This is a genomic window from Corynebacterium sp. HMSC077G07 (assembly GCF_001809225.1).
Taxonomy (GTDB): domain Bacteria; phylum Actinomycetota; class Actinomycetes; order Mycobacteriales; family Mycobacteriaceae; genus Corynebacterium; species Corynebacterium jeikeium_D.
Genome location: NZ_KV796522.1, coordinates 29,594 through 49,834, shown reverse-complemented (window position 1 = coordinate 49,834; position 20,241 = coordinate 29,594). Strand labels below are relative to the sequence as shown.

General features: G+C 58.5%; 17 protein-coding genes. 4 read left to right on the top strand and 13 right to left on the bottom strand.

Annotated features, from left to right (window positions below):
- Positions 1–66: 66 nt before the first annotated feature.
- Positions 67–1,560: a cardiolipin synthase gene (gene cls, locus HMPREF2562_RS01865; RefSeq protein WP_065419942.1), complete on the bottom strand. Its 1,494-nt coding sequence runs from the start codon at positions 1,558–1,560 to the stop codon at positions 67–69.
- 187 nt (positions 1,561–1,747) lie between these two features.
- Between cls and HMPREF2562_RS01860 the strand changes: the two genes are divergently transcribed.
- Positions 1,748–2,080 carry an ArsR/SmtB family transcription factor gene (locus HMPREF2562_RS01860; RefSeq protein ID WP_016422780.1) on the top strand — a complete coding sequence of 111 codons (333 nt, stop codon included), beginning with the start codon at positions 1,748–1,750 and terminating at the stop codon, positions 2,078–2,080.
- Positions 2,081–2,139: 59 nt separating this feature from the next.
- Here the strand turns inward: HMPREF2562_RS01860 and meaB are convergent, their stop codons facing one another.
- The 3 genes from meaB to HMPREF2562_RS01845 form a co-directional block, all read right to left on the bottom strand.
- A complete protein-coding gene (gene meaB, locus HMPREF2562_RS01855) occupies positions 2,140–3,252 on the bottom strand; it encodes a methylmalonyl Co-A mutase-associated GTPase MeaB (RefSeq protein ID WP_070549530.1) in 1,113 nt (370 codons plus the stop codon).
- A 66-nt stretch (positions 3,253–3,318) separates the two neighbouring features.
- Positions 3,319–5,538, bottom strand: coding sequence for a methylmalonyl-CoA mutase (gene scpA, locus HMPREF2562_RS01850; RefSeq protein ID WP_070549527.1), 2,220 nt, complete (start codon positions 5,536–5,538; stop codon positions 3,319–3,321).
- Positions 5,539–5,546: 8 nt separating this feature from the next.
- Positions 5,547–7,439: a methylmalonyl-CoA mutase family protein gene (locus HMPREF2562_RS01845; protein WP_070549525.1), complete on the bottom strand. Its 1,893-nt coding sequence runs from the start codon at positions 7,437–7,439 to the stop codon at positions 5,547–5,549.
- Positions 7,440–7,824: 385 nt separating this feature from the next.
- Between HMPREF2562_RS01845 and HMPREF2562_RS01840 the strand changes: the two genes are divergently transcribed.
- A complete protein-coding gene (locus HMPREF2562_RS01840) occupies positions 7,825–8,496 on the top strand; it encodes a TVP38/TMEM64 family protein (protein WP_052317814.1) in 672 nt (223 codons plus the stop codon).
- Between the two features lie 127 nt (positions 8,497–8,623).
- Positions 8,624–9,196 (top strand): hypothetical protein, encoded by a 573-nt coding sequence (locus HMPREF2562_RS01835; RefSeq protein WP_049190712.1) that lies wholly within the window; start codon positions 8,624–8,626, stop codon positions 9,194–9,196.
- A gap of 4 nt (positions 9,197–9,200) precedes the next feature.
- Here the strand turns inward: HMPREF2562_RS01835 and HMPREF2562_RS01830 are convergent, their stop codons facing one another.
- The 3 genes from HMPREF2562_RS01830 to HMPREF2562_RS01820 form a co-directional block, all read right to left on the bottom strand.
- On the bottom strand, positions 9,201–10,601 hold the full coding sequence (locus HMPREF2562_RS01830) for an SPFH domain-containing protein (protein WP_070549523.1): 1,401 nt from the start codon (positions 10,599–10,601) through the stop codon (positions 9,201–9,203).
- 91 nt (positions 10,602–10,692) lie between these two features.
- Positions 10,693–11,130: an NfeD family protein gene (locus HMPREF2562_RS01825; RefSeq protein ID WP_070549521.1), complete on the bottom strand. Its 438-nt coding sequence runs from the start codon at positions 11,128–11,130 to the stop codon at positions 10,693–10,695.
- Positions 11,131–11,190: 60 nt separating this feature from the next.
- Complete coding sequence (locus tag HMPREF2562_RS01820) at positions 11,191–12,045, bottom strand: DUF3097 domain-containing protein (protein ID WP_070549519.1); 855 nt, start codon at positions 12,043–12,045, stop codon at positions 11,191–11,193.
- 65 nt (positions 12,046–12,110) lie between these two features.
- On the opposite strand from HMPREF2562_RS01820, the gene HMPREF2562_RS01815 reads away from it, so the two are divergent.
- Entirely contained in the window at positions 12,111–12,968 is an 858-nt protein-coding gene (locus tag HMPREF2562_RS01815) for a hypothetical protein (protein ID WP_070549516.1), read from the top strand.
- Between the two features lie 40 nt (positions 12,969–13,008).
- On the opposite strand, the gene HMPREF2562_RS01810 is transcribed toward HMPREF2562_RS01815, so the two are convergent.
- The 6 genes from HMPREF2562_RS01810 to HMPREF2562_RS01785 all read right to left on the bottom strand — a co-directional run bounded on the left by HMPREF2562_RS01810 (position 13,009) and on the right by HMPREF2562_RS01785 (position 19,955).
- Positions 13,009–14,067, bottom strand: coding sequence for a ferrochelatase (locus HMPREF2562_RS01810; RefSeq protein WP_070549514.1), 1,059 nt, complete (start codon positions 14,065–14,067; stop codon positions 13,009–13,011).
- Positions 14,068–14,183: 116 nt separating this feature from the next.
- Positions 14,184–15,176: a VWA domain-containing protein gene (locus HMPREF2562_RS01805; protein WP_070549513.1), complete on the bottom strand. Its 993-nt coding sequence runs from the start codon at positions 15,174–15,176 to the stop codon at positions 14,184–14,186.
- A 112-nt stretch (positions 15,177–15,288) separates the two neighbouring features.
- Positions 15,289–16,137 (bottom strand): DUF58 domain-containing protein, encoded by an 849-nt coding sequence (locus HMPREF2562_RS01800; protein WP_070549510.1) that lies wholly within the window; start codon positions 16,135–16,137, stop codon positions 15,289–15,291.
- Complete coding sequence (locus tag HMPREF2562_RS01795) at positions 16,137–17,141, bottom strand: AAA family ATPase (protein ID WP_016422767.1); 1,005 nt, start codon at positions 17,139–17,141, stop codon at positions 16,137–16,139. The genes HMPREF2562_RS01800 and HMPREF2562_RS01795 overlap by 1 nt, the downstream gene beginning before the upstream one ends.
- Before the next feature lie 54 nt (positions 17,142–17,195).
- Positions 17,196–18,815, bottom strand: a complete 1,620-nt coding sequence (locus HMPREF2562_RS01790) for a DIP1281 family NlpC/P60 protein (protein WP_070549509.1) — start codon at positions 18,813–18,815, stop codon at positions 17,196–17,198.
- Positions 18,816–19,445: 630 nt separating this feature from the next.
- Positions 19,446–19,955: an Rv1476 family membrane protein gene (locus tag HMPREF2562_RS01785; protein WP_070549507.1), complete on the bottom strand. Its 510-nt coding sequence runs from the start codon at positions 19,953–19,955 to the stop codon at positions 19,446–19,448.
- Positions 19,956–20,241: the final 286 nt, after the last annotated feature.

Sequence of the window (20,241 nt, the reverse complement as noted above, 5' to 3'; positions counted from 1 at the left end):
CATGCGGACACACTTTTCTTTACTTAACCCGATTTTTGCTTTGTCTGTCGGACCAATGGGACTGCCCTATTGCAGCGCCGAGGTCAAGCGGAAAACAGAGTCCAGGTAGCGCTGGCGAAGGGGCCGGTCATTCCATTCCTCCTGGGTGAGCAGGAAAGATTTGTCGCGGTACTCGTCGGCAAGCGTGATCAGTTTGTCCACGATGGAACCGGCGGCGGAAAGAAGCGTGATCTCGTAGTTGAGGCCGAACGAGCGCATATCCAGATTGGAGGAGCCGAACATGGCCATGCGGTCGTCGATAACCATGAACTTGGAGTGCAGGACCGCAGGCGCCGGATAGCGGTAGATCTTCACGCCAGCGGTTAGCAGTGCCTGGTAGTAGGACTGCTGCGCGTGGCCGACCATGAACTGATCGGACTCTTCGTTGACGTAGAGCTGGACGTCGATGCCTCCATATGCGGCAGAGGTCAGCGCCATGAGCATGGATTCGTCGGGGACGAAGTACGGGCTGACGGCGATAATCCGCTCGTGTGCCTGGTAGATCATGTTATTGAAGACGCGCAGGTTCGGCTCCGTGCTGAAGCCCGGACCCGACGGCAGCACCTGGACAACGTTGTAGTTGTCGTTGACTTCGGTGTTGTGGAGTGAATAGTCCCTGGTGGCGTCTGGGGTCTTGTATAGCTCGCTGGTCCAATCAACCGCGAAAATTGCGTCGAAGGCCAGCGCAATATCGCCCTCGAGCTCAATCCACGTGTCCACCCAGCGACGGCCGATCTTATGGTTCTTTTTCTTCTGATATTCGGGCTCAATCAAATTCTGCGAGCCCATGAATACAATGTCGCCGTCAACAACTACGAGCTTGCGGTGATTACGCAGATCCAGGCGGCGCCAGGTGAGCTTCAGCAAGCTCACGGGCAGCATCGGGTGCCAGGAGATTTTAGCCTGGTCCAGGCGCTTCTTCAGCTTGTAGTAGCCGGGGTACTTCCACGAACCAATTGGATCGACCAGTACCTTGACCTCTAGTCCCCTGTCGTGCGCGCGTTCAAGAGCCTGTATGAAAGGCTCCGTGCTGGAATCCAGTGCAAAGATGTAGGACTGCACGTGGATTGATTTCTGGGCCGCATCGATGGTCTCAATCATGCGGTCAATGGAGGCGTCGAATTCGGTGAAAAGTCCCTTTTCTGCGCTGGCAATTGCCGGCATTCCCGTGAGCTGGCGCGAGAGCTTGAATACGTTGACAACGTCATCTTCTATCTCGGCATCGTCCGGTACGTCGGGCAGATGCTCGGTACGTTCCGCAATGAGCTCCTGTGCCAGTGCCTGTACCTCATGCCGACGGCCCGTAATCTGCTGCGAGCCCAGGAAGAGGAACAGAGGTAGGCCGATAAATGGAATCAGCAGAATCAGCAGCAGCCACGCCGTCGAAGCCGATGGGCTTCGGTTTTCCGGTACCCATCCAATCGCGATGAACTTAATCGTGTAGTCGAGTGCGAAAAACAGTACTTGCCACCACGTTAAGTCCTCCACCAGCCACGGGAAGGTACCCATCAACCAATCCATGCAGATGATATTACTGAAGGATTTTTCAGTACCTTTGGTCGCTGCCCCTTAGGTGCACTCTCCTTTTTTCGTGACAGCCTAATGTGACATCTGAAATTGAATACTGGTATCAATACGTAGTAATGTTCAACTTATTGAACATAGTAAGCGTTTGGCATGTCGACTTCGAAAGGACTAACCCCTCCAAATGACTGAGAAGGCTCCTACGAGCACCGAGCTCGACGTTGCCACTAGCGTACTGAAGTTGATGGCAGACAAGACGCGTCTCTCCATCCTGTCGCTCCTTCGTGACGGGGAGATGACCGTCACCGCGATCGCTAGTACGCTCGATCGCCCCGTCCCCGCGATTTCTCAGCACCTGGCGAAGTTGCGCATGGCCAATATGGTGCAGACCCGCAAGGAGGGCACGTCTAGCTTCTACTCTCAGCCCGACGAGCACCTCACCAACCTCGTGGTCAACGCTCTCCACTTCGCCGAACACACGCTCTACAGCGATCCGCCCCATCACCGCGGTCAGTAGGCGCACACGGATACGCTCGCTTTACTCGCTTTACGACGAAACCCCGCGCCCTTTAGAACCTAGTTGGCGAGCCCGGCGTTCGATGCCCTTCCCTGGTCAAATGCCTCCATGATGCGCTGGGCGGCGAGCGTCGGTGTCAGCTGCCCCGAGCGGAGTTGTTTTTCCACCAGGGTGCTCTCTGTCTGCACAGCCTCGTTGGTGTTGAGTCGCTGCAAGAGCGTTTCGTGCACCATGGACCACATCCACTTAATCTGCTGGTTAGCGCGGTTTTCATCAAAGAGATGATTCTCGTGCATAGCCTCGACATGGTTCTCGATGGCCTGCCAGAACTTGTCGATGCCGTCGTCCTCCAATGCCGACATAGTCAGTACCGGTGGCGTCCAGACTTGGTCTGAGGAACGCACCATCTTCATGGCCGTCATCAGATCACGCGCAGCGCGCTTTGCCGGGCGCAAGTTCTTACCATCCGCCTTGTTGATAGAAATCACGTCGGCCATCTCCAGCACACCCTTCTTGATGCCCTGGAGTTGGTCACCAGCGCCGGCGAGTGCCAGAAACGCAAACGTATCCACCATCTGTGCCACCGCGACCTCGGACTGGCCGACGCCGACAGTTTCGACGATGACAATGTCGTAGCCTGCGGCCTCGAGCACCACCATGGCCTCACGCGTTGCCTTGGCGACACCACCGAGTGTGCCCGCAGAGGGCGACGGACGGATGAAGGCTTCATCCGCGGCCGAGAGCCGGGACATACGGGTCTTGTCGCCCAGAATCGAGCCACCGGACTTCGTCGACGACGGGTCGATGGCCAGCACCGCAACGCGGTGGCCTTCCTCGATCAGCTTTAGCCCGAGGGTTTCAATCGTGGTTGATTTACCGACGCCGGGGACGCCGGTAAGTCCGACGCGCATGGCCTTGCCGGAAAATGGTAGCAACTTCACCAGTAGTTCCTGAGCCAGCACCTTATGCGCCGGAGCAGTCGACTCCAGCAGCGTGATTGCCCGAGCCAACTTAGTGCGGTTTCCAGCCCGCACGCCCTCAAAGAGGTCGTCGACATCGATCCGTCGTCGCGCACGGCGGACGACTTCGGGGGCTACAGCGGTCTTTCCCTCAACGACCGTGCCAGCGGTAGTGACGAGGGTGCCCAGGTTTTCTTCAAGATACTCGTTCATCGCTACTTCTCAATTCCGACAACGCGCTGAGCTGAACAGTCAGCCCAGCGCGGATGCGGTAGTTATTTAGGACTCTTCGTCAACGGCAAGGTCGAGGCCCAGCTCGTTAGAGAGCTTGGTCATCATGTCGATTGCCGAATCAGCGATGACAGTGCCCGGCGGGTAAATAGCCGCGGCGCCGGCATCGTAGAGTTCCTGGAAGTCGCCCGGTGGGATAACACCACCGACAACAATCATGATGTCCTCACGACCCAGTTTTGCCAGCTCATCGCGCAGGGCAGGAACGAGCGTCAGGTGTCCGGCGGCCAGCGAAGAAACACCGACGACGTGGACATCCGAGTCGACTGCCGACTTGGCGGCCTCCTCCGGAGTTTGGAACAGCGGTCCCACGTCAACGTCCATGCCGAGGTCCGCGTAGGCGGACGCGATGACCTTCTGGCCACGGTCGTGACCATCCTGGCCCATCTTGGCCAGGAAGATACGGGGACGGCGACCTTCCTGCTCTTCGAACTTATCGGCCATGGCGATGGCCTTGGAGACGTTGGACACGGCTCCCTCCTTGCCAACTTCGTCCTTGTAGACGCCGGAGAGAGTACGGATCTCGGCCTGATGGCGGCCAAAGACCTCTTCCATGGCGTCGGAGATTTCACCGATGGAGGCCATGACGCGAGCACAGTCGACAGCGAGCTTCAAAAGGTTCTTGTCCAGGTCCCCCGGTTCACCCGGGTTACGGCAAGCGTCGGTCAGAGCGGCCAGTGCCTTCTGAACCTCTTCCTCGTCGCGCTCGGCGCGCAGGCGAGCCAGCTTGTCAATCTGCTCCTGGCGCACGCGGGAGTTCTCAACCTTGAGAACCTCGATGGCCTCGTCCTCTTCGACCTGGTACTTATTCACGCCGATGAGAGCCTGACGACCCGAGTCAATACGGGCCTGCGTACGAGCTGCAGCCTCTTCAATACGCAGCTTCGGAATGCCCTCGATGGTGGCCTGTGCCATACCGCCGGCCTCTTCGACCTCGTCGATGTGCTGGCGTGCACGCTTGACCAGCTCATTAGTCAGCCACTCGATGTAGTAGGAACCAGCCCACGGATCAACCGGACGCGTGGTGTTGGACTCCTGCTGAAGCAGCAGCTGAGTGTTACGAGCAATACGGGCTGAGAAGTCAGTCGGCAGTGCCAGAGCCTCGTCCAGTGCGTTGGTGTGCAGCGACTGGGTGTGGCCCTGTGTTGCGGCCATAGCCTCAACAGCAGTACGCGCGACGTTGTTGTAGACATCCTGAGCGGTCAGCGACCAACCAGAGGTCTGCGAGTGAGTACGCAGGGACTGGGACTTCGGGTTCTTCGGGCCAAACTTGCCAACCAGCTCGGACCAGAGGATGCGGCCTGCACGCAGCTTGGCGATCTCGGTGAAGGTGTTCATCGAGATGCCCCAGAAGAAGGACAGACGCGGAGCGAACTTATCAACTTCCAGGCCAGCGTCAATACCGGCCCGCAGGTACTCGATGCCGTCGGCAAGCGTGTAAGCGAGCTCAAGGTCGGCCGTCGCGCCCGCTTCCTGAATGTGGTAGCCGGAAATCGAAATCGAGTTGAACTTCGGCATCTTTGCCGAGGTGTACTCGAAGATCGAGGAGATGATTCGCATCGAAGGCTTCGGCGGGTAGATGTACGTGTTACGAACCATGAACTCCTTGAGAATGTCGTTCTGGATCGTACCGCGCAGCTGCTCGGTCGAAACGCCCTGCTCTTCAGCGGTGACAATGTAGAAGGCCAGAATCGGCAGCACAGCGCCGTTCATGGTCATAGACACCGAGACGCCGCCCAGGTCAATGCCCTGGAAGAGCTCACGCATGTCGTAAATCGAGTCAATTGCCACGCCGGCCATACCGACGTCGCCGGACACACGCGGGTTGTCCGAGTCGTAGCCACGGTGGGTAGCCAGGTCGAAAGCGACCGAAAGGCCCTTCTGGCCGGCCGCGAGGTTGCGGCGGTAGAAGGCATTGGACTCAGCTGCGGTGGAGAAGCCAGCGTACTGGCGAATAGTCCACGGCTGGTTGGTGTACATGGTCGGGTACGGCCCGCGCATGAATGGGGCGATACCCGGGAAAGAATCTACCGGGTGGCCCTCGGCAGCAGCGGCGTCGCGGTCAGCGCGATCGTAGACGCGCTTGACATCGATGCCCTCTGGAATGGTCCACACTTCACCAGCTTCCGCGGCAGCTGCCTTGTTGGTGGCAGCGGCTGCATCGTCGGTGTTGCGGGAGATGTCAGCGAAATTTGGGATGGTGGTCATTATTTCCTTCACGCTCCCAGTTCGTTCAGCAGTCGGGATAGCTCCGCGACAGCATCGATGGTCATGTTCAGGTATCCGTCAGGGCGAGCGTCCTCAGCGGCATTAGCGAAGCTCTTCTCGGAGCCGGCCACCAGAACCTCCTTAGCGCCTGCGGCGCGGGCGGCCTTGACAGCGTCCTGGCCCGAGGCCTCGTACTCGCTGTCGGCTGCGCACAGCACGACAATCGGTGAGGCCTTCACTGCCTCTTCGAAACCGGCCTCGCCCGGCACTACCTGGCCGGGGTTTGCGACGGCGATACCGCCGGAAGCCAGCAGGTTGGAGGTAAATCCAGTGCGGATGTTGTGCTTGGCCAGCGGCCCCAGCGGCAGCATGCCAATCAGCGGGCGGTTGCCCTTTTCAGCCAGGAAGTCATCGGAGCGGTTGCGCAGTGCCTCGAAGTCGCTTGCCCAACGGCGAATCGGGTCGCCCTCCGGGCGGGCCTCGGGAGCCAGCGGGGCTTCAGCCAGGTTCGGGAACTCGTTGATAGCGGTGACCTTGGTGCGGCGATGTGCGATATCGGCACGGCGCTTTTCCCAGGTAGCGTCCAGGGCGGCGCGAACATCGGACTCCGCGGAGGTGAAACCGCCGGCAGCCTCAGTGCCGGTGAAAATCTCCCACGCCTTGTCGGCCATTTCCTCGGTCAGGTCTTCGACGAAGTAGGAACCACCTGCCGGGTCAGCGACGTAACCAAGGTGAGACTCTTCCAGCAGCAACAGGTTGGTGTTGCGAGCGATGCGAGCCTTGAAAGTCTTGGAGACGTTCGGCATGCCGCCGACAACTGCGTAGTCAAACGGCAGAACCTCAACTGAGGAGGCACCGCCGACGCCTGCGGCGAAGGACGCGACAGTTACACGCAGCATGTTGACCCACGGGTCGCGCTGGCTGAACATGACCGGGGCGGTTACGGCGTGCATCGGAGCGCGGCCAGCCTCGGGGGCACCGATAACCTCAGCAACGCGAGCCCACAGAACGCGAGCAGCGCGGAACTTCGCGATGGTGTCGAACTGGTCGTCGGTAGCGGCAAAGCGGAAAGCGATCTGGCCGAGCGCTTCTTCAGCGCTCAATCCGGCTTCGGTCAGCGCACGCAGGTAGGCGACACCAACGGCGAGACTGTAGCCAATCTCCTGGATGTTGTTTGCGCCCAGGTTGGAGAAAACAACGCCGTCGACAAGCAGGGCGCGGACGTCGCCCGGCTGCTTAGCCGCCTTGACGGCCAGCTGAGTGGCCTCGTCGAGAGAAATATCGTCAATACCGGCAAAAGCGGAGGTCAGCGGAGCCGCGGAAAGCTCGACTGCGACGGCGTCCGGATTAGTCGGGTTTGCCTGCTCGATGTAGGACGTCAGTGCTTCCGCAACCTGCGCAGTCTTCTTACCGGCATGCACGGCAATCGGAGCAAGGTCGACGTAGACGTTGTTGAGCAGAGCCGGCACATCAGCGGCTTCGAGGGAGCCGGTGAAGTCCAGGCGGATGTCCGTGGTTCCGTTTTCCAGGGCAGTCAGCAGAGTCTCGTTGACCGCCTTTGGGTCAAGGGCATCCTCACCCGGGTACTGGCGACCGAAGGTCTCCCGAACACCCCAACCGTTGGTGTTGTCCGAAGTGACCTTTGCGCCACGGACGAATGGGAACTGGCCCGGAGCTGGGCTTTCCGCGAGCTCGTCCGCGCGGGTGTAGAGCGGGCGGACATCGACACCGTCGTAGGTGGTCTGAATCAGTCGTTTCCAAATATCGAGCGGTACATCTGCAACGTCTTGCTTGTGCACCCGCGCGAATACCTTGGCCACGCCCTGATACCAGGAATTCTGCAATTCCTCGAAGTTTGGTGGCAGCGTGGAAGGTGATTCGGGGGTCGTTCGGTCAGTCACGACAGACCTTCTCCCTTACATTTTCTAAGCAACGCCCCCATCAATCCACGGCCGAGGAAATTCGGCTGCGACAATTTCCGAATTCTCCGCGACGGAAAGGGATCTAAAGGCGTTGGCTTCCTCCAATAGTCAATAAGAGCCACTAGTCAGACGCTAAGACTCACCCGAGTGTCCGTGCACTGAACTTTTCAGCTACTTGTGCAATACCCTTACGTTCGGTTTGTGCTGACGGGCACGTCAAGTGCTCGAGCCAAGGCATAGTGACCTTGATTCCCATCCTAGTGAAATAATGGGCAAACGCCTTTAGCCGCTGACTACCCCTCCTCGCAGAGCCTCCAACGCGCAGGTCACACGCTTCCCCGCAATCCCCGGTAACCTCAAATGGGTGAACGTATCCGATGTGCGAATTACCCCTACACTCAAAAAGGTTCTGCTGGTGCTAGCCGTAGGTGTGGGGGTCGTCGTCACGCTGTACGTCGATGTTCCCACGGTCGCTACCATCCGGCAGTGGTCCATCGATGCCGGTGACTGGTTCCCGCTCCTCTACTTCCTCGCATACGTTGCACTGACTCAGTTCCCAATCCCCCGCACCGTATTCACTTTGGCTTCCGGAATCCTCTTCGGGCCAGTGCTCGGTTTCCTGCTGGCAATTACTGCGACGACGGTTTCTGCCCTTCTCTCCCTATGCATTGTGCGGTTTTTGGGGCGCGATTGGTTTCGCACGCACCTGACCAACCGCCGTCTTCTCAGTCTCGACCATCGGTTGGAGCAACGCGGCTGGCTCACAGTGCTCAGCTTGCGCATGATTGCTGGCGTGCCATTTTCGTTTCTCAACTACGCCTGTGGACTGTCGTCGATACGCATCGTGCCGTATATCATCGCCACTGCCCTAGGTTCGGCGCCGAACACACTCGCCGTCGTTCTGCTTGGCGACGCGCTGTTGGTCGGCTTCGACGTGCGCTTTGCGGTGGCCACGGGAATTCTGCTCGTGCTTGGCTTGCTGGGACTTCTTGCGGACGCCAAGTTCCCTGTCGTAACCGGTTCTTCGAAACGTTAAAACACCGCTTGGCGCTCTTGAGCTAGACGTGAGTTTTCGGCGAGTTGGTGTGGGGCGCCCGTGAGTGTGCGGAGGGAAGGAAAGTGTCTTAGCCCAACTGTCAAGGGGTGGGGCTAGACTAGAGCGTATGTATTCAGTCTTTGCCAGGTATCGCGGTCGATCTACTCGCAGGGCAGATCACGTTCAGGCCTCTGCGCAGGCACTTTCCGGCCTGGAAGGCGTAGGAACTGTTGAGGTTGCAGGTATCGAAGAGCTTCGCGCAGCTCCTGAAAATGCTGTGGGAGTCACCACGCTTGTGCTGGCGCTATTGGCCGCAGGTGACTGGGCGATAGGTATCGGTGTTTGTCCTCAGGACGACATTGAGCAAGCGCATCTGGCATCGAGCTCAGTCATCGGTAAGGGAGGCAGGGCCGGCACGGTAAAAACCCGCATTCGGACTAACAATCCGCGTGGTAAGGATTACTCGGAGGATATTGGTGCAGCATTCACATTGCTGCACCACGTTATCTCTCGCAGGTCCCCCGAAGGCCGCGAGGCAACTGGTTTGGTTCGCGCTGGTTATTCACAGGTAGAGGCCGCGGAAGAATTGGGAGTTTCAAAGCAGGCCGTCAATCAGCGCCTCGCAGCAGCTGGCTGGCAGGCGGAGCTGGCCGGATGGAACCTGGCCGTCCACCTGCTTCAGCGAGCTGATGAGTTATAAAAGCTTACTGCCCATTTTCTGGGGCGTAAGGGTCACGTGACCATCCTGAAAAATCTGGACGCTCGGCGGAGTGTGTACCGCCGCCTGCATTGGTATTGCCGGTGCCAGGAGCCGAGGGCAGGTCACGTTTGCCGGAAGGAACTGACGGCGCAGCCGGTGTGGCCGGCGCAGCGGGCGCAGCCGGTGTCGCAGGTTCAACCGCTGCCGGGCCGTTCTGGCCACCCAACTGTTCAGGCTGAGCGGGCTGAGCCGAATCAGCGCGGCGATTCTTCTTCCTCTCAGGGGTATTACCAGCTGCTGCAGCTACCGGATCATCAACCGGGCGGTTAGCGACCTCGTTCGCCGCGGCAACTGCACGAGCCAACTCCGGATTAGTCGACATGTCGAACCAGTTCTCGTCGCGGCCCTGCTCAGCCTCTTCCTTGGTCTCTCGGCTCACGGCCGGAGGCTCATAGCGGAAGACACCGTCGGCATCCTTCTTGCCGAAAGCCCTAGCGAAGCTCTCGAGACTGTCGCCAAACTGCGACGGAATCATCCAAACAGTATTGCCGTCCTTATTTGCCAGCTCAGGCAGCTTCTCCAGGTACTGCCAGGCAAGAATCTCAGGTGTCAACTGTGAAGCCTTAACAGCTGCGTTGACCTTCTGGATAGCGCGAGCATTACCCTGTGCCTCAAGGTAGGTAGCGGCGCGAGTACCCTCAGCGCGCAGAATGGTTGCCTGACGCTCAGCTTCAGCAGCCAGAATTGCTGCGTGCTTGTTACCTTCGGCGGCGAGAATCTGTGCCTGCTTACGGCCCTCAGCAGTTTTAATGTCGGCTTCGCGGGTACCTTCCGCAGTCAGAATCATGGCGCGCTTCTCGCGATCGGCCTTCATCTGCTTTTCCATCGACTGCTGAATCGACGGTGGCGGCTCAATGGCCTTCAGCTCCACACGAGCGATACGAAGACCCCACTTGGCAGTGGCCTCGTCCAGCTCGCCGCGCAGACGGCGGTTGATGTAGTCACGGGAAGTCAGTGTCTCTTCCAGTGTCAGGCCACCCACGACGTCGCGAAGCGTTGCGGTGGTGATCTGTTCGACGCCGAAGATGTAGTCGTCGATACCGTAAATTGCCCGATCCGGTTCGTTGACCTGGAAGGTCACGACGGTATCGATAGCCACAGTCAGGTTGTCTTCGGTGATCACTGCCTGTGGCGGGAAGGGAACCATACGCTCACGGGTATCAACCTTCTCGCGCACTCGGTCAATGATCGGGATGATGAAGTTCAGGCCGCTATTCAGTGTCTGCGTGTATCGTCCCAGTCGCTCTACGATTGCCGCTTCGCCCTGAGGGACCAGGACAATCGCTTTGAGAACCAAGGTAACAACCACGAGAATGAAAACGACGAGGATGATAAAGCCTTCCATGGGATTCCCTCGTAGCTAGAAACTGTGTGGTCAGTTATTTAATGGTCAGTAACTAAGAGTGCTCCGAGCGCCCTTTAAGTGAGTTGACTGCTCAGAGCAGCTTGTCCACTACTGCGGTATTGCCCGAAATCTCTACAATCGTGACTCTTTCCTTTGCATCGAAAGTCTGCGCAGTCAGAAGACTGCGCGCGCTCCACAACTCGCCATTGACCTTAATCAGACCCGCTGACGAGGAAACTGGCTCGATGACCTCAGCATGACGGCCCGCTAGCAGTTCCGGACGCGACTCCAGTTCAGCGGACTTGTCCGGTTTTGCCATCTTTTTGCGCAACACAGGGCGAACTGTCAGCACAAGTGCGGCGGATACAACGGCGAAGATAACCACTGACAGCCAAAGCGGCGCTCCAAGCTGGCTCGCACCGGACGCTGCCAGCGCACCAGCTCCGAGCATTAACAGTGCTAAATCTCCGACCGCGAGTTCACCGAGAACCAATAGGAGGCTTGCTCCGAGCCAAAGGAGAGGAATCACGCCCTCACCCTACCTACTTTGCAGAACAAATGTGGGGCGAGTGGAGCCAGTATTTCGGGATCAGTACTGCATATGTGGCTCAGTGACGAAGTCGACCAGGCGCTCAACTGCACCAATCAAATCCGACTCCAGATCACGGTAGGTGTGTACACCTGCGTAGACGCGTCGCCAGCCCTCCTTGGGGTCGTCTCCCCAGCCCAAGCGACGGCAGATTCCTGTCTTCCAGTCCTCCCCGTAAGGAACTTCCGGCCATTCTTCAATGCCTACCGACGAGGGCTTGACCGCCTGCCAGACATCGATAAATGGGTGGCCAGTGACCATCACATGCGGGCCGAGCTGCTGAGTCATGCGGCTTTCTTTACTGCCTTCCACCAAGTGGTCTGCCAGGACTCCGACGCGGCGCTTCGGACCTGGACCAAATTCGGCCAAGCGTTCCGGGAGATTGTCCAAGCCCTCCAGATACTCGACGACTACGCCCTCAACACGCAGATCGTGGCCCCATACTTTCTCGACAATTGCCGCGTCATGAATACCCTCGACCCAGATACGGCTGGGTAGAGCAACCTTAGCCTTGACGTTGTGGACCTTGCGCGAGCCCGATGCCGACAGATCCTGCGAGGGCTTCTTTGGTTGTGCCTTCGGCCGTACCAGAGTCACAGGTTTGCCATCGATGAGAAAACCGCGCTCGTGCATGGGAAACAGCCGCGACTTTCCGTGGCGGTCCTCCAGCCGAACGCACCAGCCGTCAAAAGTTTTCTCTAACCCGATAATCGCACCGACGAATCCGTCATAGGACGCCTCGACGACAACACCATTTTCTGCTGTTACCTCGCGTGCCGGCTGCGGGATACGACGGCGGTGGCCACGTGCGCCAGCAAACACGTCCTGATTGCGATACGGGTCTTGAAAGCTCATGGATACTGAGATTAACAGCATGGGTTACGGAACCGGCGACACACTGCACTAGGATGAGCTGCACTATGCAGCGCAGTGTTCTCGACCAGGTCTGGAGTCCAACTCAGCACATCGCCCTTTGGCTGGGCGCATGGTTGTCGGGTTTGGAAAACTACGATCATCTCCTCGATGCTCTTGACTCGCTCGGCGGGCCCACGTCAGTTCCGGGGACATTCGTGCTTGCCGACGCCATGGTTCCGAATGTCATCGATTGCGACGCTGATCTCGATCGAAGCGACATGCTCCGCCTTCTTCGAGCAGTTACTGACGCGGGAGATTGGCACAGTGACCATCGTCCCCTCGTCCGCCTTATTCTCTCCGGATCCGGTGACGCACCTGCACTGCCTGCGGGAACCGACGCCGCTGAGGCCGCACGCGCAGCAGGCTCAGCCATTGTGATTGCGGATGCGGAGCCGGGTTGGAACCATGCGCTCGTACCAGTGACATCGCCGGTGCCCGGTCTGCTGCAGTGGCACTGGTACACGCTCGAAGGACACATCCCGGAGCCGGCTTATCTCTCCCCTGGCGAGGCGGATTTGCAGCTGGCGGATGCGGCGCGAGTTGCGGCTGCCACTATTGCGGCGATGCCGCGTTCACCGCTGACGTCGTCAAGCAGTGGTACCCCGAAGGTGGATCCCCGGCTGATGGTCGGCATGCTTGATGATCATCTGGACATGGCTTTTGTTCCGGATGATGTGCCGCGCCGTGCACTGGGAGTGCTCGCCAGAGCTGATCGGGTGTCGTCGATTCTGGCGGTGGCACAGGGCAGCGAGTCGGGGCACGGCAGCGCCGCGTTTGATGCGCAGCTCATCCCGCTGTGGCGAAAGATTCGGCAGGCGCGGATGAGCGCGGTGGAATACGCGATTCAGGAGTGGACCCGCTAGAGGTTTGCCTTGCCCTGCGGTCCAATTGAGGCCAAGGGAATCAGTGTGGGCGGCGCTTTGCCGGGGTGCAACAGGATGCGGCGCAGGGGGCGCCGTTGCAGGCCGAGCCGAGTAGCGGTTCACTTCCCAGGCGGCGGGGTTCGGCATCTGCGATGCGCTCTTCGATGAGCTCCACGAGCATGTCAGTGAAAGTAGCCGTCGGGCCAGGTGTTGCGACACGCTCGATGACTATGTCGTGATGAGCCATTTCATCCTGTAGCTCAGCATCCAAATCCCAGGCGACCTCAACATGGTCCGAGATGAAACCAATCGGGCACACTACTGCGGATCGAAGGCCTTGGGTGACCTCCGCTTCAACGTGGTCGACGATGTCAGGCTCCAACCACGGCACGTGCTCCGGGCCCGAGCGGGACTGCCAGACGACGTCAAAGTCGGTGATACCGACTGCATCGGCGACGAGCCGCGCTGCTTCGTTGACCTGGCGAGAGTAAAGATTTCCGCCGAGTTCTACCGGCCCAGATGCCTTGTCCGCAGAGACCGGAATAGAGTGAGCGGTGAAAATAAGCCGGGTGTCCTCACGGCGGTCATCCGGTAGCTTGGCAAACGCCTCACGCACGGCATCTGCATAGGCTTCTATAAAGAGCGGATGATCGTAGAAGCTCCGAATTTTCTCCATGTCAAAAGCACGGTCGCCCAGAGATTCGCGCATCCGAGCAATGTCTTCGTGATACTGGCGGCAGCCGGAGTATCCGCCCCAGGCGCTAGTGGCGAAAACGAGCGCTCGTTTAACGCCGTCATCAGCCATCTTTGCCGCGGTGTCTTCAGCCATCGGATGCCAATTGCGATTGCCGAAATAAACAGGCAAGTCATAGCCACGGCGAGTGAGCTCAGCCTTAAGGTTGGAGACAATTTCACGGTTTAAATCGTTGAGCGGGGACTTGCCGCCGAAGTGCGCATAGTGAGCACCGACCTCGTCCAACCTCTCCGGCGGAATTCCGCGGCCGCGGGTGACATTCTCCAGGAAGGGACGCACATCGGCCATCTTTTCGGGACCGCCGAAAGACAACAGCAAAATAGCGTCAAAATTATCAGAAGACATAGGCAACCAGTTTAGTAGCGCAGTCTGAGGACACCATAAGACGACTGCTCAATGCTCATGGTCTCCTGCCTGCTGGGTTCCATCCAATTGCTTTACGACGGCACCCTAACCCGGCCCTATTGCGGAATTCGACGATTGGTCACAAGCAGTGAGCCCACGGTCACTAGCAGCATCGCGAAGGCTGCGATCAGATAGGGCCTCGGATTCTCGGCCCGCTTGAGTTCGTAACCGATATCATCCTCCAGCGAGTCATATGCATCCCGGAGCTGCTCGAGGGAACCGGCGCTGAAGAACTCACCTTTTGTACGACGTGCGATTTCTCGCAGCGAATCGTCGTCGTTAGGCACTGGAATTAACTCGCCCTGAACCGTGATTGCGCCTTGCGCGGTACCGAACGAAATCGTGTTGACAGGCACCCCGGCCTTGGCGGCTTCGGCGGCGGCGGTATACGCGCCGCGGGGATCGTCGAGCTCTTGCGGGACGGTCTGTTTGCCGTCGGAAAGCAGCACAATTGTCGCTGGTGGGGCGCCTTCTCCCCCGCCCTGGACTGAGTCGCTGAACTGATTGATGGCATCGAGCGCGGCAGCGATGGCATCACCGGTAGCAGTCGCTTGATCTAACTCAGCAGCCTGAAGGGCTCGATTCACGGTGTCATGGTTGGTAGTCGGGCTGACCGCAGTGCGAGCGCGGCCAGAGAACGTCACCAGGCCGATATTGAGGTCGTCGGGAAGGTTCTCCACGAACTCTTGGCCGGCTTCTTTAGCAGCAGTGATGCGGTCGGGCGCAACATCCGTGGCCGACATGGACAGCGAAACGTCGACCACCAACATGACCGTCGCTCGGTTGCGGGCGACTTTGGTCTCCGAAATCGGGCCGGCCAACGAAATGATGACCAGAACTAGAGACAACAGCGCACTGATAGCCACGACATGGCGTAGGCGTGCCGACGACTTATTCCCCAGTGACCCAACGATGGTGAAGTTGCCAAAGGCAATGGCACGTTGCTTTCGCTGCTTAGTGCTGATCCAATAGGCCACGGCTGCCACGAGAGGCAGAGCGAGCGCGAGCAGCCAACCTGGGTGCGCAAAAGTTGAGTTTAGGAACGTCATCGCGGTATCAGTTTCCTCACATCCAGTCGCCTAAACAGTCGCGTATAAACCAGTGGCTATAGCCGGTTAGTCGGTGGCCTAAAAATAGCACTAACAAGCGGTTACTCAGACGCTAATGTTGGCCAACTTGTCGGGCAAAATCCAGTACCCAATCGGAATCCGTACGCAAGGTAATAACGCGAGCACGGCATTTGCGCAGTTCATTGATTACACGCTCGTGGTGGGCACTAGCCTGAGCTGCGTACTCGGCGCGGGTTTTGTCGTTGATGTTGAGTTCAATGGTTTCACCAGTTGCTGAATCCGCCATGACCACCGGGCCATCGCCGGGTAAGGCTTCATCGGCTGGATCGACCAGGCGGATTGCCATAATCTCTGTCGAGGCCGAGGCAACGCGCAGCGGTCGCGCCCAATCGAGTGATCCAAGGAAGTCCGAGATGACAACCAATAATCCAGCGCGCGGAGCCTGGGTCATTACTGTGTCAATATCCGCGGCGAGATTGTGCTCAGCGGTCGCGTCAGCCAAGTGCTTGAGCAGCATCAAGCTGTGGGCACGGCCCTGGCCCGCGGGCACTGGAGTGCCACCGGCGATTAATCCAGTTCGGGACCCCGGGGCGTCGTTAAGCATCGTTACAGCGCCGGCAGCGGCGGTGAGCAGATGTCGTTTGGTGGTATCGGCCAAGCCCGTGGACAAACGTGCGGCGGGTTCGGCGACGATCCAGCACTCCAGCTCGCGCTCGGCCTCGGAGGTGCGAACGTGCGGCACTCCAGTGCGGGCTGTCACTGCCCAGTTCATCTGGCGAACATCATCGCCGATGACATATTCGCGGGAGCCAACCGGCTCAGAGCCATCTCCAGTAGCGGTGGAGAGAAAGCTGCCGCGCAAAAGTCCGTTGAGCTTACGCGTAACAGTTAGCTCTAAGTACGCCAGGACGCGTGCAAGATCGTCTTCACGAGCTGACATTAGGAGGCAGTGCCCTCATCGGAGCCAGTGCTCGCGCCTTGGGGAAGGCGCACGTGAGACAACACGATGTCAATAATCCGTTCGGGAGTAACGCCATCGGCCAGGCCCTCATAGGACAGGACCAAGCGATGACGCAGTACGTCGGGAAGCACGGAGACCACATCGTCCGGCACGACATAGTCGCGACCGGAAAACAGCGCGTGGGCGCGGGCGGCCGCGACAGCACCAAGAGTTGCACGCGGTGATGCGCCATAGGAAAGCCAGCGGTCGACATCCTTCAACTCCGCCCGCATCGGATTGCGGGTGAGTTCGATGACGGCCACGATGTAGTCAATCAGTGTGTGGTGGACAAAGACTTCGCGGGTAGCGCGCTGCAGTTCCCGAACACTCTCTGGGGTGAGAATCTGCTGCGCGACTGGAGGGGTGGCTCCCATGCGGTAGACAATCTCCCGCTCTTCCGCCGGAGTGGGGTAACCCACGAGGACCTTAAATAGGAAACGGTCCCGCTGGGCCTCCGGCAGTGGGTAGACACCCTGGTTTTCGATTGGGTTTTGCGTGGCCAGAACCAAAAACGGCTCCGGTACTGGCGTGGACTCCCCTGCGATGGACACCTGGTGCTCTGCCATGACTTCCAGCAGTGCCGACTGCACCTTCGCCGGTGCGCGGTTGATTTCATCAGCGAGCACGATATTTGACATGACCGGGCCGGGCTCGACAATGAACTCCGAGGTGTCCTGGCGGAAAATCCGGGTGCCGACAATATCTGATGGCACCAAATCCGGAGTGAACTGGATGCGGGAGTAGGACCCACCCATCACTGTGGCAAAAGTAGACACTGCCAGAGTTTTCGCAACACCCGGAACACCTTCGAGCAGGACATGACCTCCTGCGAGCATCGCGATGAAGAGCTGCTTAATCAGGTGCTCCTGGCCAACCACAACCTTCCCCAGCTCCGCGTATGCGCGCTCGAGGTCCGTGTGGTCAGTGGGCGTTGGGTAGGTCACAGAGAAACCCTTCTTTAGGTCGGTCGCCCGACCTGTAGAACACGTCGTTAGAAACTAGACGAGGCGGACAACGTTCGGTGTCATTCCGTTATAACGGACTGGCGAGATCTTAACCACAGAACCGGACTGCGGTGCCTCAATCATCTTGCCATCGCCCAGGTAGATAGCGACGTGGCCATGACCATTCGGGCCCCAGAACAGCAGGTCACCACGCTTCATCTGAGATGCCGGGTAGTGCTTTCCGCGCTGGTACTGGTAGCCGGTGTAGTGAGGCAGGTCAATGCCGACAGCGGCGTAGGCGTACAGAGTCAGGCCCGAGCAGTCGAAACCAATCTTGTTGTAGTCGCCGTGGGAGTCAGCTACTCCGCCGTCACGGATGCCCTTGGTCGGGCCGTTGGCGTTGCCACCGCCCCATGCGTATGGGACACCGAGCTGCCCCATCGCGCGTGCGATGACAGTCTCGACCTTCTGGCTGGAAGAACCCGAGGTGCTCTGACCGGTCTCCGGATTCGTCGGCGCCACAGTCTGTGCCGGGGTGCCGCTTGACGACGAGCTGCCGGTGCTAGACGAATCCGAGGTATCGGTGGACTCAGAGGAATCCGAAGATTCGGTCGTCTCAGAGGAACTGGTGGAGCCAGTGGAGCTGTTAGAACCAGTCGAGCGAGTCGAGCCGGTAGTATCCGTGGAGCTGCTCGAACCAGTCGAGTCGGTGGAGCTATTGGAACCAGTCGAGCTCGTAGAACCAGTGGTGCTAGAGCTTTCATTTGTGGACTCAGAAGAGGAATCCTCATCAGTCTGGTTCGACTGCGCCTCGGCGCGAGTCTTAGCTGCGGCTTCCTCAGCGGCCTTCTTGGCAGCGGCGTCTTCCGCTTCCTTGCGGGCCTGCTCGTTCTCATAATTCTGGCGCTGGGAGTTCAGCTCGTTGACCGCGTTTCGGGCTGCATCCAAAGATGCCTTTGCGGCATCGCGATCGACCTGAGCCTGCTGGTAATCAGCTTGCTCCTTTTGAAGCTCCTCGTTTGCCTCGGAGTACGCGTTCTGAGCATCGGTGTTTCGCTGGTTTGCGGTGGCTTCCGCCTGCTGAGCTTCGTCACTCTTCTTGCGAAGCGTGGACTCCTGGTTAGCAGCCTCGGTTCGATTCTTATCCAGAGAGTCAACGGTCTGCTCTTGACGATCCGCTTCGCGACGCAAAGCGGACAGACGGTTAATAGCCTCGGATGCATCTCGCGCACCCTCGAGAATCGAGCCACTGGAACGTCCCTGGCGCATGATGGTGCGTGCTAGCTCGTCGAACTGCTTCTGGGCACTAGCGAGCTCAGCGCGGGAACGGTCGAGTTGGGTTCGCGCCTCGTCGACCGCCTCGCGCGCACGGTTAGCGGCATCTCGAGCGTTCTCAAGGTCCACCATGGCCTTGTTGACATCCTCGCGGAGAGTGCCCATGCGTAGCTCGAGGTCAGATACCCGGCGCTCGCTGGAAGTTACCTCGGCGACCAGGGACTGCAAGTACGACTCGGCGTTAGAGGCCGCCTCACGCGCTTGACGGATCTGGGCGTCGCTCGGATTCAGTGGTTGTGCAGCTGCGACCTGAGTGTTCGTCGCCAGAAGACCCGCCGTGATAATACCGGCAATTGGACGAGTCCAATATGATGCACGGACTTTGCGATTACTCGGCACCGCGTTACTCCTACATTTCTCCTATGGGTGCGTTCACGCCTCAGAATCGACACCAGCGACTTCCCCATCGTTGGATATCTTCCCGTTGTTGCCTCCAGGTCTTGAGTGGAACTTCGAAAAACGTCGAACCGAAACCAGAACCAAAAGCAACAGCGGCGCTCCCGCGAGTTTTCATTGGTCAATACTGGACCCTTGAGTCCACTATTGGCATCACGAAGCACTTTACGGGTCAAAAAGCTCTAAAAAAACATAAGTAACAAAATTACCAACTGTCCCCCACTTTGTAACCGTTTCGTTATATGCCGTGGCCTGCGGTTATGATGAACCCCAGTTTTCTGTGTGAATTATGTCACTATGTGATGACTTATCGGCGTGCCGGACTGCCGCGGACCTTTACCTGGGGTACCGGGCATAAGAAACGGTCAAGCGCTCATGCTTGACCTTGGCGAAAATCGTTGACACGGTTACGGCGACTGCAACAGTGTTATCCAATTGAGATAGTGACTGAGTTCTCCACTGCTACCAGTTTTTGGGGCATTTACCCTGTCCCTTGCCGTGGGGTGGAAAACCGGGGACGGTGAATGTATTCAGTGAGACCGTTAGCTTCAGCGTCCGTCGTAAAGTGAACTCTTAAGCGGTTGGGCGTGTGCGTAGCCAGTAGAACGTCAGTCCGACGAAGAGTGCGACGATAACGACGCCTGCGATGAGGCTGTAAAGAGTCCACGGAACGACGTAGTTAGTGAGCTCGTGCAAATAGGCATCGAGGCCCGCCGGATAGTCTCGTGGAGTCTCCATCATTGCGTGGTCGGCGCGTTCAATGGCTGCGCGGGGGAAATCGGCAGATGCGGTGGCCACATTGCCCGGTGTGCGCACGACAGTGGTGCCGCCGACTTGGTTCGCTACTTGGCGGGCAAAGGAAAAGATGTCGGTGTTCTTTTGTTCGGCGACGGGGTAAATCTTCTCGCTATCTAGGTAGATGATATTGAAATTGGGTACCCCCCGATTTGCTGCATCGTCGACAATTGGCTGGACCGCTTCTCGGAGCTGTGGGTTATTTGTCACGATGTTGTCGGTGCGTAGCTGAGCGACCACCTTCTCGACGGTTTCTTTCGCTGCCTGTGAATCTGCTGGCGTATGCATTAATTGCCTTCCGTATCGTGCTCCTGTTTTGCGTGAGAATGGTTTCCACGCGCCCCAATTTGGCGGAGATGCTGCTTCGTTTGTCCTATCTATAATGGCCTGCTCTGGATGTGAACGGGGGTAGCGTGACTCGGCGCGCCGCGAGCAATCTACATACAGAACGTTCGTACTGTTATTGTTGATGCAAGGACGGTAACGCTTCCTTAAAAACGTGTGTGTGGGCTCGTGTGCCCCGCGTCGTGATTATTGCTTTAATTGGTTGATAAGGGGCGGCGTGATCGCACCT